Origin of the sequence: Lysinibacillus capsici, assembly GCF_020217405.1 — a bacterium.
Lineage (GTDB): Bacteria > Bacillota > Bacilli > Bacillales_A > Planococcaceae > Lysinibacillus > Lysinibacillus capsici.
This window is the reverse complement of the sequence record NZ_CP084108.1, coordinates 2,364,413-2,378,975: the sequence shown is the minus strand read 5'-3', so window position 1 is coordinate 2,378,975 and position 14,563 is coordinate 2,364,413. Positions and strand designations below refer to the sequence as shown.

10 protein-coding genes, 1 pseudogene and 1 riboswitch are annotated in these 14,563 nt (G+C 38.3%); of the genes and pseudogenes, 1 reads left to right on the top strand and 10 read right to left on the bottom strand.

The genetic code is table 11. From position 1 onward, the window contains the following. Positions 1-14: 14 nt before the first annotated feature. The 9 genes and pseudogenes from LCP48_RS11675 to LCP48_RS11635 form a co-directional block, all read right to left on the bottom strand. Positions 15-212: pseudogene (locus LCP48_RS11675) on the bottom strand (DUF6501 family protein). A gap of 262 nt (positions 213-474) precedes the next feature. After that, a complete protein-coding gene (locus LCP48_RS11670; RefSeq protein ID WP_004230107.1) occupies positions 475-1,206 on the bottom strand; it encodes an amino acid ABC transporter ATP-binding protein in 732 nt (243 codons plus the stop codon). Positions 1,207-1,218: 12 nt separating this feature from the next. Then, positions 1,219-1,944 carry an amino acid ABC transporter permease gene (locus tag LCP48_RS11665; protein WP_004230111.1) on the bottom strand — a complete coding sequence of 242 codons (726 nt, stop codon included), beginning with the start codon at positions 1,942-1,944 and terminating at the stop codon, positions 1,219-1,221. A 170-nt stretch (positions 1,945-2,114) separates the two neighbouring features. Beyond that, on the bottom strand, positions 2,115-2,972 hold the full coding sequence (locus LCP48_RS11660; protein ID WP_004230114.1) for a transporter substrate-binding domain-containing protein: 858 nt from the start codon (positions 2,970-2,972) through the stop codon (positions 2,115-2,117). Positions 2,973-3,091: 119 nt separating this feature from the next. Beyond that, positions 3,092-3,278, bottom strand: a riboswitch (Lysine riboswitch). Positions 3,279-3,616: 338 nt separating this feature from the next. Further along, positions 3,617-4,885 (bottom strand): 2-oxoglutarate dehydrogenase complex dihydrolipoyllysine-residue succinyltransferase, encoded by a 1,269-nt coding sequence (gene odhB / locus LCP48_RS11655; RefSeq protein WP_225340205.1) that lies wholly within the window; start codon positions 4,883-4,885, stop codon positions 3,617-3,619. 91 nt (positions 4,886-4,976) lie between these two features. Beyond that, complete coding sequence (locus LCP48_RS11650) at positions 4,977-7,802, bottom strand: 2-oxoglutarate dehydrogenase E1 component (protein ID WP_004230119.1); 2,826 nt, start codon at positions 7,800-7,802, stop codon at positions 4,977-4,979. A 232-nt stretch (positions 7,803-8,034) separates the two neighbouring features. Then, positions 8,035-9,420 carry a HAMP domain-containing sensor histidine kinase gene (locus LCP48_RS11645; RefSeq protein WP_004230121.1) on the bottom strand — a complete coding sequence of 462 codons (1,386 nt, stop codon included), beginning with the start codon at positions 9,418-9,420 and terminating at the stop codon, positions 8,035-8,037. Next, complete coding sequence (locus tag LCP48_RS11640; RefSeq protein ID WP_004230122.1) at positions 9,417-10,091, bottom strand: response regulator transcription factor; 675 nt, start codon at positions 10,089-10,091, stop codon at positions 9,417-9,419. Before LCP48_RS11640 ends, LCP48_RS11645 begins: the two co-directional genes overlap by 4 nt. A 113-nt stretch (positions 10,092-10,204) precedes the next feature. Continuing rightward, positions 10,205-12,232, bottom strand: a complete 2,028-nt coding sequence (locus tag LCP48_RS11635; protein WP_004230125.1) for a diguanylate cyclase domain-containing protein — start codon at positions 12,230-12,232, stop codon at positions 10,205-10,207. Positions 12,233-12,774: 542 nt separating this feature from the next. On the opposite strand from LCP48_RS11635, the gene LCP48_RS11630 reads away from it, so the two are divergent. Then, positions 12,775-13,323, top strand: coding sequence for a GNAT family N-acetyltransferase (locus LCP48_RS11630; protein WP_004230128.1), 549 nt, complete (start codon positions 12,775-12,777; stop codon positions 13,321-13,323). Between the two features lie 80 nt (positions 13,324-13,403). Here LCP48_RS11630 and LCP48_RS11625 read toward each other — a convergent pair whose 3' ends face one another. Further along, positions 13,404-14,480, bottom strand: coding sequence for an undecaprenyldiphospho-muramoylpentapeptide beta-N-acetylglucosaminyltransferase (locus tag LCP48_RS11625; protein ID WP_225340204.1), 1,077 nt, complete (start codon positions 14,478-14,480; stop codon positions 13,404-13,406). Positions 14,481-14,563 lie beyond the last annotated feature (83 nt).

Below are 14,563 nucleotides of genomic sequence, written 5' to 3'. Positions count from 1 at the left end.
CACCCTGTTTGTTTTTATTCAAAATAATCTTTATAGTAGCCACCGACATTACCTGTGTTGTCGATGATAAAAACGAACTCGTCTGTTTCATTTTTCACTTCATAACCTTTTCCTACTGTTAATACGTTTGATACTAAGTATTTCGATGCATTTGTATGTTTGCAAGTAACCGTTCATAATGTTGGCGCATCTTTCCATTTTAAATGTAACATATTCTCTCTACCTCTCTTTACTAGCAAAAGCTAATGTCTATTGCTTATTTTATAATATTTTTGGTCTTTTGTGGAGAAAAAAGAAATACTATACCTATTCTATCCAAAAAAATGAATATTTGAGGTGTTATGATGAGTTTTGGTGGTGTTCCGCAATGGTTTTTTATCATTGCTGTAGCATTCGCAATCTGCTTTGTACTTTATGCAGAATGGAATTCTAGAAAATAAGTGAGTCCAACAGGTTGGACTCACTTTTTTGTGCTTATTTTAATGTACGCTTTAAAAATTCCTTCGTACGTTCATGTTGCGGATTGACTAATACTTGTGCTGGAGGGCCTTCCTCCACAATTACACCCTTATCCATAAAGACAACTCGATCTGCTACTTCTTTGGCAAATTCCATCTCATGTGTCACGATGAGCATCGTATTGCCCTCGTTTGCTAGCTGACGCATTACCTTTAACACCTCACCCACCATTTCTGGGTCTAATGCGGATGTTGGCTCATCGAATAGCATAACATCAGGATTCATTGATAAGGCACGAGCGATGGCCACGCGCTGCTTTTGTCCACCTGAGAGTTGACGAGGCTTGGCATTCACATATTGATCCATGCCAACGATTTTCAAGTATTTAAGCGCCGTTTCTTCTGCTTCTTTTTTCGAACGTTTTAACACTTTGATTTGGCCCACTGTGCAATTACTTATGACATTGTGGTTGTTAAATAAATTGAACTGCTGGAACACCATCCCTAAATGTGTACGATATTCTTGAATATTGTGCTTTTCATCTAGGATGTCTTCCCCTTTATAAATAATTTGACCGCCACTTGGCGTTTCTAATAAATTTATGCAACGAAGCAATGTGGATTTACCAGAGCCAGAGGAGCCAATTAAACAAACTACCTCTCCTTTTTCCACTTGGAAATTCACATCTTTTAACACTTGGTTACGTCCAAATGATTTACTTAAATGTTCGATTTTAATGACTGCCATTTGTGCGTCCCCCTATACAGCTTCTTTTTGTTCTTTTTGATAGGCATCAGGACCATCTAGACGTTTTTCAACATAAAGAAGGATGCGAGATGCGGTAAATGTCATGATGAAATAAAGAACACATGCAACGAAGAATGATTCGAAATAACGGAAGTTGTTACCCGAAATTGATTTTGTTTGGAAAAATAATTCCGTTACCCCAATGACATTTAATACGGCTGTATCTTTAATATTCATGATTAATTGGTTACCTGTAGCTGGTAAAACATTACGTGCTACTTGTGGTAAGACTACATGAAGCATAATTTGGAAGTGATTCATGCCAATTGCTGATGCTGCCTCGTATTGACCATTATCAATTGATACAATACCGCCACGAACAATTTCTGCCATATAGGCCCCTGTATTGAGGGAAACGACTAAAATACCTGCTGTAATAAAGTGCATATCGATACCGAATGCGATATCTAATCCGTAGTAGACAACCATAGCTTGTACAATCATTGGTGTACCACGGAAAAATTCAACATAGCATGTTAGTATAAAATTAATGAGCTTTAAGCTATAAAATTTCACACCTTTTTTACGAACTGGAATCGTATGCATAATTCCGATGAAAAATCCGATAAATGCACCAATAATTGTACTAATACTCGAAATCAGTAACGTATAATACGCACCTCGTAAAAACATTTGCCAGTTGTTTTCAATAATTGAAAGTATCCATTCAAGACTCATGATGTTCCTCCTAACAATGTCATCTTGCTCGTTTATTTCTTTTGTGTCCTAGCTCTTTCTACCATTCTATGATTTGTCACGCTAGGACATTATCATTATGTAGAGAGGTTCTCATTTTGATAATGATGAAATGATCATGCACGGACTAATTGCTAGTCCGTGCCATGTCATTATTGTGCTGCGGGCTGTTGAGAAATAGCTTCTTCCATAATGGCTTGACGATCATCTTCTGAAATGCCTTTTAGGATTTCATTGATTTTTTCACGATTTGCGTCATCTTTACGTAAGCCTACAGCAATTGAAGTATTTGATAGGTCTGTATCAAAGCCTTCTTCAAATGCTACATATGTGAATTTATCGTTGGCTGCAGAAGCGGAAATGCCCTCTGGACGTTCAGCTACATAGCCATCAATTTTACCTGCTTCTAACGCTACACGCATTGCTGGGAAGCTCTCCATTGCTGTTTGCTTTTCTACGCCTTTAATTTGATCGATAACTGTATAGTTTGATGTATTTAATTGTGATGTAATTTTAGCACCTGAGAAGTCTTGAATCGATTTTGCGCCTTCATATTTGCTACCTTTTTTAATAACCATAACAAAATCAGAAGTATAATAGTTTTCTGTAAAATCAATTGTTTTCTTACGTTCTTCTGTTGGTGACATACCTGCAATAATTGCATCAATTTTGTTCGATTGTAGCGCTGGAACTAATCCGTCCCACTCCATTTTAACAATGACTAACTCTTTGCCTAAACCTTCAGCGATTTTCTTTGCCATTTGTACATCATAGCCACCTGCATATTCTGCATTATCCGCAATTTTCACTGCGCCATTCGCATCGTCTTGCTGTGTCCAGTTGAACGGTGGGTAGCCAGCCTCCATGCCAATTCGGAATTCACCGCCGCCTTCTTCTTTGTCAGTTCCAGCATCACTTGAACCGCCCTCTTTTTTGTCGCTTGTGCCACATGCAGCTAGCACAATTGCCGTCATGATAGAGATCATTACTAACAACCATTTTCTTTTCATGAAAAACTCCCCTTTTCTGTAAAAAAATAAGACAACTGTACTAAAAAAGACCTAAGTTTATTGAACTTAGGTCTTACCTTTTATGACAGTTGCCCAAATCCTCACTATAATTTCCATGTTTCCGAGATAGCACAACCTAGTAAATCTGGAAATCCATTTACTAGGACAGTCCTGCACTTATTCACTGCAGACCCAGTATAAAAGTACGAGCTCCTTTTATACTTCGGCGATATTTCCTTCTTCATTGCGTCTTCGCTTGCTTTTACTCAACAATGAACTAATAAATACCGCGCCTCTACCTCACTGGTAACAATTCGTGAGGTTTGTTTATTTAATTGATATTTAGATACTACTATAAAACTAATATGTTCGTCAAGACGATTTTAACATTTTTCTGACTAATGACAATATTAGGATATTGTGCGTTCTGCTTCCACTTTAAATCGTTGAACTTTTGTTGATATTTCTGAAAATTACAACAAATATTTATTATAGAGTATGTTCTCTATGTGAGAAAAGTCGCGTTTTTTCTTTCTTTGCTCCTCTAAACGATATAACATTCGTACTCATTCAAGCATAGAATCGGTCAATACTCTTTGTCATACAAAAACCCTGCTGAACATTGTTCGCAGGGTTTAATGGCATTATGAATTTAATAATAAATCTTCAGGATTTTCGATTAATTCTTTAACTGTTTTTAAGAATCCTACAGAATCTTTACCATCGATGATACGGTGATCGTATGAAAGTGCTACATACATCATTGGACGGATTTGAACTTCACCATTTACTGCAACTGGACGGTTTACAATTGAGTGCATACCTAAAATACCAGCTTGCGTACCGTTCATAATTGGTGTTGACATTAATGAACCGAATACACCACCATTTGTGATTGTGAAGGATCCACCAGCCATGTCATTTAAGCCTAATTTTTTATCACGAGCTTTTGTCGCTAAGTTAGCGATATCTTTTTCGATTTCTGCAAAGTTTTTACTATTTGCATCGCGTACAACTGGTACGACTAAACCTTCTTCAGTTGATACAGCAATACCGATATCAAAGAAGTTATTTAAATGAATTTCATTGCCAGAGATTTGAGCGTTTACGTATGGGTATTTTTTCAGTGCTGCAACAACAGCTTTAGTGAAGAATGACATGAAACCAAGTTTGATGTCGTTTGCTTTTACAAACTCTTCTTGTTTACGTTTACGAAGTGCCATGATGTTTGTCATGTCAATTTCGTTGAATGTTGTTAACATTGCTGTTGATTGTTTAACTTCTAATAAACGTTTTGCAATTGTTTGGCGACGACGGCTCATTTTTTCAATTGTTACACGGTCAGAATTAGCTGCTGGTGTAAATACTACTGGGCCACCTGAAGTTGCTACGGATGTAGGTGCTGCTGGCGTTACAGCTGGTGCTGTACCGTGAGCTGCTACATCTTGTACACGTACACGTCCTTGTGGATCTACTGGAGATACCGCTGCAAGGTCAATTCCTTTTTCACGTGCAAGACGACGTGCTGCTGGAGATGCAACTACACGCTCACCAGAAGTTTCTTCTACTACTGGAGCTGCTGCAACTGGTGCAGATACTGCTTGTGGCGCTGCTGGTGCTGGCGCTGCTTCAGTTGGTGCTGCCGCTGGAGCTGCTGCTGGAGCTGCTGCTGCGCCTTCGCCTGCTTCTACTACTGCGATAACTTGACCAACTAGTACAGTATCGCCTTCTTCAGCTAAAATTTGTGTTAATACACCTGCTTCTTCAGAAATGATCTCAGCGTTTACTTTATCTGTTTCAAGTTCAACGATGAATTCACCTTTTTCAACGCGATCGCCCACTTTTTTTACCCACTGTGCGATACTACCTTCTGTAATCGATTCTGCTAATTCAGGGACTTTAATTTCAGCCACTTTCATTTCCTCCTTTGATTAACGTGCATGACGCACATAGAAGGGCTACTGCTTAAGGGCAAGTAGCCCGGTTTCAAAAATTGATATATGATTATTTAACCTTTACTGGCTCAGCAACCGCTTCTTCAATAAGAGCTGCTTGTGCTGCTTTATGAGAATCTGCATCCCCTTCAGAAGTTGAGCTCATTGCAGGACGGCCTACATAGCGAAGTTTTTTACCTTCTGAAAGTTCATATAATGTTTCTAATGCATAATTCCATGAGCCTTGGTTTTTAGGTTCTTCTTGTACCCAAACAATCTCTTTTGCATTAGGATACTTAGCAATGATACCAGCAACTTGCTCTTTTGGGAATGGGTAAAGTTGTTCTACACGAATAATGTGTAGGTGATCGTAGCCCTCGCCGTCTTTCACGCGCTCTGCTAAGTCGATCATCACTTTACCTGTACCTAAAACGATACGCTCTACAGCTTCTGGTTTAGCCCCTAAGCCTGGTTGTTCAATCACTTCTTGGAATGAACCATTTGCTAATTGCTCAGCATTCGCCGCAGCTAGTGGGTGACGTAATAATGATTTTGGTGATACGACTACAAGTGGACGTACCCCTTCTGTACCTAATAATGCTGCTTGACGGCGTAATAAGTGGTAGTAGTTTCCAGCATTTGAACAGTTCGCTACAAACCAGTTATTTTCAGCTGACATTTGTAAATAGCGTTCCATACGGCTTGAAGAGTGCTCTGGACCTTGACCTTCATAACCATGAGGTAAAAGGATAACTAGACCAGATTTTTGACCCCATTTTGAGCGTGCCCCTGAAATAAAGTTATCAAACATCACTTGTGCCATATTCGCAAAGTCACCGAATTGTGCTTCCCATACTGTTAGTACATGGCTATTTTCTAGGTTGTAACCATACTCAAAGCCTACTACCCCAGCTTCAGTCAGCGGAGAGTTGTGTACTGTAAAGGATGCGTTCGCACCAGAAATATGGTGTAGTGGTGTGAAGACATTGCCATTGTTTTTATCATGCAGTACTAAGTGACGTTGAGAGAATGTACCACGTTGTGCATCTTGACCTGTAAAGCGTACTGGTGTGCCATCTTGAATAATCGTTGCATACGCTAAAGTTTCAGCATGACCCCAGTCAACTTTTGCAGACGCATAAGCATCACGGCGTTTTTCTAAGATTTTACCAAGCTTTTTCTGTGGTTCGAAGTTTTCTTCAAACACTAAAAGCTCTTCATTGATTTTTTCTAAACGTTCCGCACCTACTGCTGTATCAATTTGTGGGAACTCTATTTTTAATTCTTCTGGCATTTCTAAATGATGATGATCATCTTTTTCTGCCATTTCTTTGACATGGTCATAGGCTGCTTGCATTTCTGCATAGATAGCTGTATCTAGTGCCGCTACATCATCAGCAGTTACAAGACCTTCTGCCACTAATTGTGCACCATATAATGCACGCACTGTTTCATGTTTAGACACTAATTTGTATGTTTCTGGGTTTGTCACTGTTGGGTCATCTGTTTCATTATGACCATGGCGACGGTAACCTACTAAGTCCACAATAATGTCTTTGCCAAATGTTTGACGGTAGTTTGCCGCAAAACGTCCGACTTGCACTACTGCCTCTGGGCTATCTGCATTAACATGGATTACTGGTACTTCATAGCCTTTTGCAGGGTCAGAAGAATACACAGAAGAACGAGAATCATAATGTTCTGTTGTGAATCCGATCATATTGTTTGCGATAATATGGATTGTTCCACCTGTTGTAAAGCCTTCTGTTTTAGCGAAGTTTAACACTTCTGTTACAATCCCTTGACCTGGGAATGCAGCATCACCGTGTACAAGAATGCCTAAGCCCTTTGTACGGTCAAAAATAGGTTGCCCTGGTTTAGATGTATCATCTTGTGTTGCACGAGTAGCACCAAGTACTACTGGATTACCCACTTCTAAGTGAGATGGGTTGTAAGCCAATTTCACATTCATACCAGATTCACGGTTGTAAGAAGCACCCATGTGGTATTTCACATCACCTGTCCAACCTTTTGTAATTTCAAGGCGGCCATGCTCTGGCATAAATAAATCATTGGAAACATGTGCAAAATCAGAGAACATCATGTCATAAGGTTTATTTAAAATATGTGTTAAAACGTTTAAGCGACCACGGTGTGCCATACCAATACGTACGTTTTCCACTTTTTTTGCTTCAGCCGTTTTAATAATTTCATCAAATAGAACGATTTGCGTATCTAAGCCCTCACCAGAGAAACGCTTTTGTCCTACAAAAGTTTTATGAATAAATTTCTCGAAATTTTCAACGCGAGTTAAACGATCTAATAAGGCTTTCTTCTCATCCGCAGATAATGCTTGTTTGAATGAGCCTGATTCGATTTGCGCTTGAATCCAATCACGTTCTTCAGTAGCTACTACGTGACCATATTCAAATGCTACTTTATCTGTATAAATAGCTTTTAAATAGTCGATTGCATCCTTACCATTTTTCACGTTTGCTGGCACATCTTTGAAGAAGATTGCTGCAGGAATTTCAGCTAAATCTGCAGCGCTTAAGTTGAACGCGCTTTCTTCAATTTGAGCTGTTTGTAGTTCACGGTTTTTCAGAGGATAGATATCTGCCGCTAAATGACCGCGTGAACGAATTGCATCTGCTAGTTTTACAGCGGCTAACACTTTTTTGTAATCGCCAGCAGGAGCCGCTGCTGTATGACTAGCTACAGCTACTTCACCTTCTACTACTACTGGTGCACCAAATTGTTGGAATAAAGAAACTAACTCCGGTTCTACTTCTTCAGGAGACTGTAAGAATAAGTCGTATTGCTCCATCACATATCCTAGGTTAGGACCAGAGAAAGCTGACCATGGAGAACTTACAGTTGTAACGTTGTTCGACATGAAAAATGACCTCCAAATTTTGCCTTTCGGCAGTTCCATTAATTAAATTGCAATTAATTATATAATATTTAGCCGTTCTTTAAAAGAATGTTTCACACTACTTTTCCATATTTTAAAGAACGTTTTTTCCATCTCAATCTTACTACTCTTCACAAAAAATACAACTCTTTTTAGCAAATTAAGCAATTTTTTTCGCAAAGGATAGAATAATGAAATAAAGCATGTATTTTTCTTAATATTTTAGCGGGATTTTCAGCAAGAAAACGGTTCCAATATTAACCTCACTCTTGACTTCTACTGTGGCATTATATTTTTCAAGTAACATCTTCGAAATACTAAGCCCTAAGCCTGTTCCACCAATTTGGCGATTTCTTGCTTCATCCACTCGATAAAAACGATCAAAGATAAACGGAATATTGTCTTGTGCTATTCCTATACCATTATCAGTAATTTCTAAACATGCATAATTTCCAGCAACAGAAATAGAAATTTGGATCTCAGGAATTTTTTCACAATAACGAATAGCATTCTCTATTATATTACGAACGATTTGACTTAGTGCATTTTCGGTAATAAATAACGGACCTATATCACCATGTTTCGACAGCGACATTCGCGCTTGAGGATGAACACGCTTTACCTCATCCATCACTGCTTCGATGACCACTAGTGCATCGGCCTCACTTGTTTCATCTTTTTGCTCACGCCGTGCAAGTTCTAATAATTCCTCAATCATTTTGCGCATACGAGCAATTTCTGTTAAAGAGGTATCAATGGATTCCTCTAATATAGCAGGATCATGTTTGCCCCATCTTTTTAAAAGAGAAAGATGCCCTTCAATTGCTTGAATGGGCGTACGCAGCTCATGAGAAGCATCGGCGACAAATTGTTGCTGCTGGGTAAATGAGATTTGCAGTTCATTCATCATGGCATTGTACATCTTCAGTAAATCACCAATTTCGTCATGTGATGTATAGGATAGCTGTATAGGCTCGTTAAATCCTTGATCCATCACAGTTTTCATGGATGCTCGCAATTCGTGTAGTGGCTTCATTAAATAGTTCGCTAGATAATAGCCAATAGAGCCAGATAACACTAAGGCTCCTAACCCTGCAATCAGCATGGCTGTCAAGAGATAACGCATGAGAGATTGAAAACTAGTTAACGGATGAATCACTTGAATATAGCCTTTGAAAAAACCCATCCGAATCGGTTCATTGATGACCAACACATCTTGCTTATCAATGGTCATCTCAAAAATTTCTTGCAACGAATTAAGTGGTGCTGCAGCAGAGGTATCATTGATTCGTAAAATATCCACCCCATCAGCATTAAATATTCGGACCGTCTCATCACGATCCGCAATCGATTTGAGCAAGCCTGTATTTTGCTGAATTTGCTGAATGGTAATTGTAGGGCCTTGGGACTCTAAAAAAGAGATGATATCCTTACTTGTCCGATTGACCTTACTCTCCTCATCATTTAATAACCATGTATGCAGAGAAAGATAGACGACTACACAAATAATCGTAAAGCTAATAAAGATGACACTGCTTGAGGTCAGCATCCATTTTTTTTGCAAGGACTGCTGACGTAAATAATTTCTTAACTTATTCATTCTCGCATCACATACCCAACACCGCGAACGGTTTCAATATAATCATTCATCGCCCCAGGGAGCTTTGTACGTAAATGTCTGATATAAACATCTACCACATTGGTCTCGATATCCGTATCATAGCCCCAAACGGATGTTAAAATATGCTCTCGTGTGCATACTCTATTTTTGTGCTCGATTAATAGTTTCAATAAGTCATATTCTGTCTTTGTTAGATCAAGTTTATTCCCCTGAACGAAAACTTCATAGGCAGCTACATCTATTTCAATATCCCGTAGGCATAAAGATTCACTGTTTGTCTGCTCTGGCGTGACACGACGTAAAATCGTTCGTATTCTAGCCAGCAGCTCTTCAATTGCAAAAGGCTTGACGATATAGTCATCAGCTCCTGCATCGAGTCCTGCTACACGATCCATCACAGCATCTCGTGCCGTTAATAAAATGATCGGCACTTGTGATTGTGTTCGGATACGACGGCAAATCTCTATCCCATTAATACTTGGTAACATCACATCCAGTAAAAGGACATCAAAATTTTCCGACGTTGCCAAAGACAATCCTTCTCGACCATCAAAGGCAGTTTTCACTTCATAGCCTTCGTGTTGTAATTCAAGTTCCACAAAACGAGCGATATGCTTTTCATCTTCTACCAACAATATCTTCTTAGGCATCGTATCACCTTCTATTCCAAAATAACGATGTAGGATTTTTATCCCTATACTGTTATAGCATAACATCAAATAAAAAGTCTGTCTCACAAGGAAAACCTTGTGGACAGACTTTTTTAGTGTATGTCGGAAATAGAGAGGTTGTTTTTCCCCGACTCTTTTGATTTATATAATGCTTGGTCAGCTAAATCCATTAGCTCATCCAATGTTCGAGCATGGTCTGGGTAATAGGCAATGCCAATTGAAGCAGTTGGTGTAAAAAGATGGTCCTCTATCATCCAGCCTTCTGCTAATTCATCACGAATCCGTCGAATAATATGCATAATTTGATGATGTCTTTTTTCCTGATCTCTTGTTAAACCAGTTAAGATGACAATAAATTCATCGCCACCTATTCGAATAACCATATCATGGCTTCGAACTGTTTTGTTCAAGGAACTGCCGAATCGCTGAATAAACGCATCGCCCGTCTCATGGCCAAAGCGATCATTTACTTCTTTAAAATCATCACCATCTATATAGAGCATCGCCACACAGGTTTGATTTTCATTTGCTTCTGCTAGTATTTGAGGAAACTCCTTTTCTAAAAAACGCCGATTAGGTAGCTGTGTTAAAGCATCATGATACGCTAGATACAGCAAATCATTTTCCCTTTCTTTGCGATGCGTAATTTCACGAGACACCATCATAATTTGGGAAACTTTTTCACGTTCAGGATCGTGCACAACCGTGACATTTCCTTCTGTCCATATTGGGGTTCCATCTTTCGCCTTCAGTAAAAGTTCAAACTGTGAATCTGTTTGCCCTGTATAATTATTTAAGAATGTTTGCCATTCGTCTTTACTTTCTCGATCAATAATGTCACTGTAAAACTGTCCTTGTAGCTCTACATTTTCATAACCTAAATAAATACCATAGGACGGGGAAGCATAAATAATGATGCCATCCTCATTAGTAATCACAATTAAATCATTTGTATTTTCTGTGATAAGTCGGAAAGTACGTTCAATATTTTTTAATTCTGTGAACATTCTTTTCTTATCCGTAATATCATAGTTAATGGTTAAAATTTGTTCAATTTGACCAAACTCATCTTTTAATGGAACAATGGTAGCTTCTACCCAGTAATCGGCATGATATTTCGTTCGATAGCAAAGTTCTCCACGCCACATTCCCATCGTGTCCAGCTTATCTTCAATTATTTGAAAAAGGTTTTGCCCACGGAATCGTGGTTCAATCAATGCGAAGGGCTGACCGATTAACTCCTCCGCCGTGTAGCCAGAAGCCTGTAAAAACATCTCACTCACTTCGGTAATGTTCCCCTCATGATCTAATACAGCAATGGCTGTAGCTGAATTTAATGCAGATTTAAAGACCTCTAGTCCATGAGACTTCGAACGTAATTCTGCTTTTTGTAAAGTAAATTGTGTAAAATCTTGCATGATAAGAAAAATGGCAAATGAATTATCATCCTGCATCACTGGTGATAGTGACAGTAAATACATACGTTCCTGCTGGTCCAATGTATGCAATTTAATAAACTTCTCACCAACGTTTTCCCCTCTTGCAGCTTTTTGCAAACAAATTTTAATTTGTTCAACTTCTTCCTTTGGAATAATCGGTAAATCCACAAACATTTTCTGTTTGACGGCTTCATTATCTAATTGAAAATCTTCCATAAAGCTTGAATTCACTTCGTATATCATTCCTTCAGCCGATAAAATGACTGTTGAGAAAAAGGCATGGTCAAACATGGACCGCATAAATAAAAATTTATCTTCAATACTGCGGTCATAGAGTATTTCCTTCGTGATGGCTAATATATAGTCTTCATTCTTATATTTCAACGGTCTGACGGATGTTTCATATTTACGAACCTCCGATTGAACATATGCATAATCTACATAGTCAACCTGTTTATGTTCTCTAATGGCCTCATGGTAATTTTTCTGAATGATCAAAAAATTACGCTTTGAGGTAACGGTCGAAATCATTTTGCCAATCGCCTCATTCGATAACAGATCCTGAGCTGCTTGATTTAAGCGAATATATTGATAATCGTCCCCTACTTTTTTCACGAGAAAAACAAAATCCTTGCCAATAAATAATGAGTTAAAGAAATCTTCGCTTAAAATATACTCCATGCTGTCACCTCCAGAAAAGCCATTGCCATCATGATAGAAATGTTCGTATGTATGTGTTGTTAGATTAAAAATAATACTACTATTATAACATAAAAATAAAAAATTACCTTTCTAGAATCGTAAAAATTATATCCTTTTAAGGATAATATTTGATATATTACCTATTATAACAAGCCAACAATCCTACTAAAGATGTAGATAAATGATTAATATTAGTTAAAATTGATAGGTTAGTCTTAATGCTAAAAAACAACAATATTATGGATAATCACATTTCATTTATCAGAATTTACTGACTATTAAACTCAAATTTTGTTTTTTTACGAGCAAAATGATTGCATCAAGCAGTTTATATGTTATATTATATTTAAAAAACTAGCCTTTTTTCGGTATGGTCGAAATCAGTAAGACAGCGGGAGATTATGGAATATCATAGTTATAACGTCTAGTTCTTTGGGTTTTAATTCCAGTACGAATTTTAGTTTTCTTCTTTATGCTTCAACGGAATTGTTTTAACTACCCTAGTAAAGGAGGCGTTTCGTATGCTTAAACATCGAGACCTGCATGAATGTACAGAGCTTTATGAGCTATTATCACACCCTTCTGTATTCCCTTTTGTCCGTCAAAAAGCCACATCCGCTGATGAATATTGGTTTATGACAAAACAACTGATTGAAGAGGAAGCGAGAGGACTCGCTATCTCGAGGACCATAACTGATGATTGGGGTCAACCAATCGGCACCATTAGTATTCACGATGTGGAGGACGGTGCAGGCTTTCTAGGAACGTGGATTGGACTCCCTTACCAAGGTAAAGGTTATAATCAAAAAGCAAAAATGTTATTTTTGAACGAGTTATTTTTTGACTATAATTTTCATACGGTCTTTCTCCGTATACGTGTTGAAAATTTAAAATCACAGCGTGCTGCTTTAAAGCTTCCCTATGTGGTGAGTGCCAATGAAAGTCATCCAACATTATTAGCGCAGGTTAATAGCGGTGAGGCACAATTTAATTTATTTAAAATTCCAAAAGATTTATTCTACCTAACAACGGCACATCAAATGCAAGAAGGCGAAGAGCAAGCAATGTAGTGTGTATATATAAAAGAGAAGCTATAAGGTTTTGTCATTTCGACCTACCTCATAGCTTCTTTTCTTTTTTCAAATAGCACTTATTTCTTGTACCGTAAAATTAATGACGCCATTTCATCTGGTGTTTTTGGTTTTTGCGTTTTTGCCATTGTCTCCACCATTTCCACTTTACGCTCTGTTAGTGTATGAACAGACTTCATAAAAGATTCCTTTGTCAACTCGTCTTCCTGTAACACTTCTGCGTAACCTTGTTTTTTAAACAAGTTGGCATTTAAAATTTGATCTCCACGGCTTTTTTGCGCTGAGAGAGGTACTAATAGCATCGGCTTGTGAAGCGCTAAAAATTCAAAAATGGAGTTAGAGCCTGCTCGTGACACAATAAAGTCTGCAGCATGCAATAAATCAGGTAACTCTGTTGTCACATACTCAAATTGCTTGTAGCCTGGCATTGCCTCCAGTGCTTCATCATAATTCCCCTTCCCACATAAATGAATGATGTGAAATTGCTTGAGGAGCTCTGGTAAGTTTTTACGTAGTGCCTCATTTAAGACAACAGAGCCTAAACTCCCTCCCATAACAAGTAAAACAGGCTTTAAAGTAGAAAAGCCGCAGAAAGCTAGCCCCCTTGCTCTTTCTCCCTCAAATAACTCAGGACGAATAATGGAGCCTGTGCAAGTAGCCTTCTCTTGAGGTAAATGCTTCAGTGTTTCTTCAAAAATCGTGAATACATGGGAAGCAAAAGGTAAGGCTATTTTATTGGCAAGACCAGGTGTGACATCAGATTCATGGATGACGACTGGCACACCTGCTAATTTCGCTGCCATCACAACGGGCACAGAGACAAACCCTCCCTTTGAAAAGACAACCTGTGGCTTCACTTTTTTAAGAATACGAAAAGCCTGCATCATTCCAGCAAGCACTTTAAATGGATCTGTAAAATTTTTCATGGAGAAATAACGACGCAATTTACCACTCGCAATGCCATAAAACGGAACATCGGGGAACGCCTCGCCAATTAATTCTTTTTCAATACCTTGCTCTGAGCCAATATAGTGGACATCATAACCAAGTTCTAGTAAAGACGGGAGTATCGCCTGATTTAACGATACATGGCCAGCTGTCCCACCACCGGTTAAAATGATTGTTTGTTGTTTCACACAAATTCTCCTATTCCTTAAAAACCATTGTAGTTAGCACTACTTTTTGTTTACAGTGTTCTATTTTACTATATGCTGACGAA

Bases quoted from the DNA above. Each gene is read 5' to 3' on its own strand.
- LCP48_RS11670 (WP_004230107.1), bottom strand. From the start codon at position 1,206: ATGGCAGTCATTAAAATCGAACATTTAAGTAAATCATTTGGACGTAAC.
- LCP48_RS11645 (WP_004230121.1), bottom strand. From the start codon at position 9,420: ATGAATAAGTTAAGAAATTATTTACGTCAGCAGTCCTTGCAAAAAAAA.
- LCP48_RS11635 (WP_004230125.1), bottom strand. From the start codon at position 12,232: ATGGAGTATATTTTAAGCGAAGATTTCTTTAACTCATTATTTATTGGC.
- LCP48_RS11630 (WP_004230128.1), top strand. From the start codon at position 12,775: ATGCTTAAACATCGAGACCTGCATGAATGTACAGAGCTTTATGAGCTA.
- LCP48_RS11665 (WP_004230111.1), bottom strand. From the start codon at position 1,944: ATGAGTCTTGAATGGATACTTTCAATTATTGAAAACAACTGGCAAATG.
- LCP48_RS11660 (WP_004230114.1), bottom strand. From the start codon at position 2,972: ATGAAAAGAAAATGGTTGTTAGTAATGATCTCTATCATGACGGCAATT.
- LCP48_RS11650 (WP_004230119.1), bottom strand. From the start codon at position 7,802: ATGTCGAACAACGTTACAACTGTAAGTTCTCCATGGTCAGCTTTCTCT.
- LCP48_RS11640 (WP_004230122.1), bottom strand. From the start codon at position 10,091: ATGCCTAAGAAGATATTGTTGGTAGAAGATGAAAAGCATATCGCTCGT.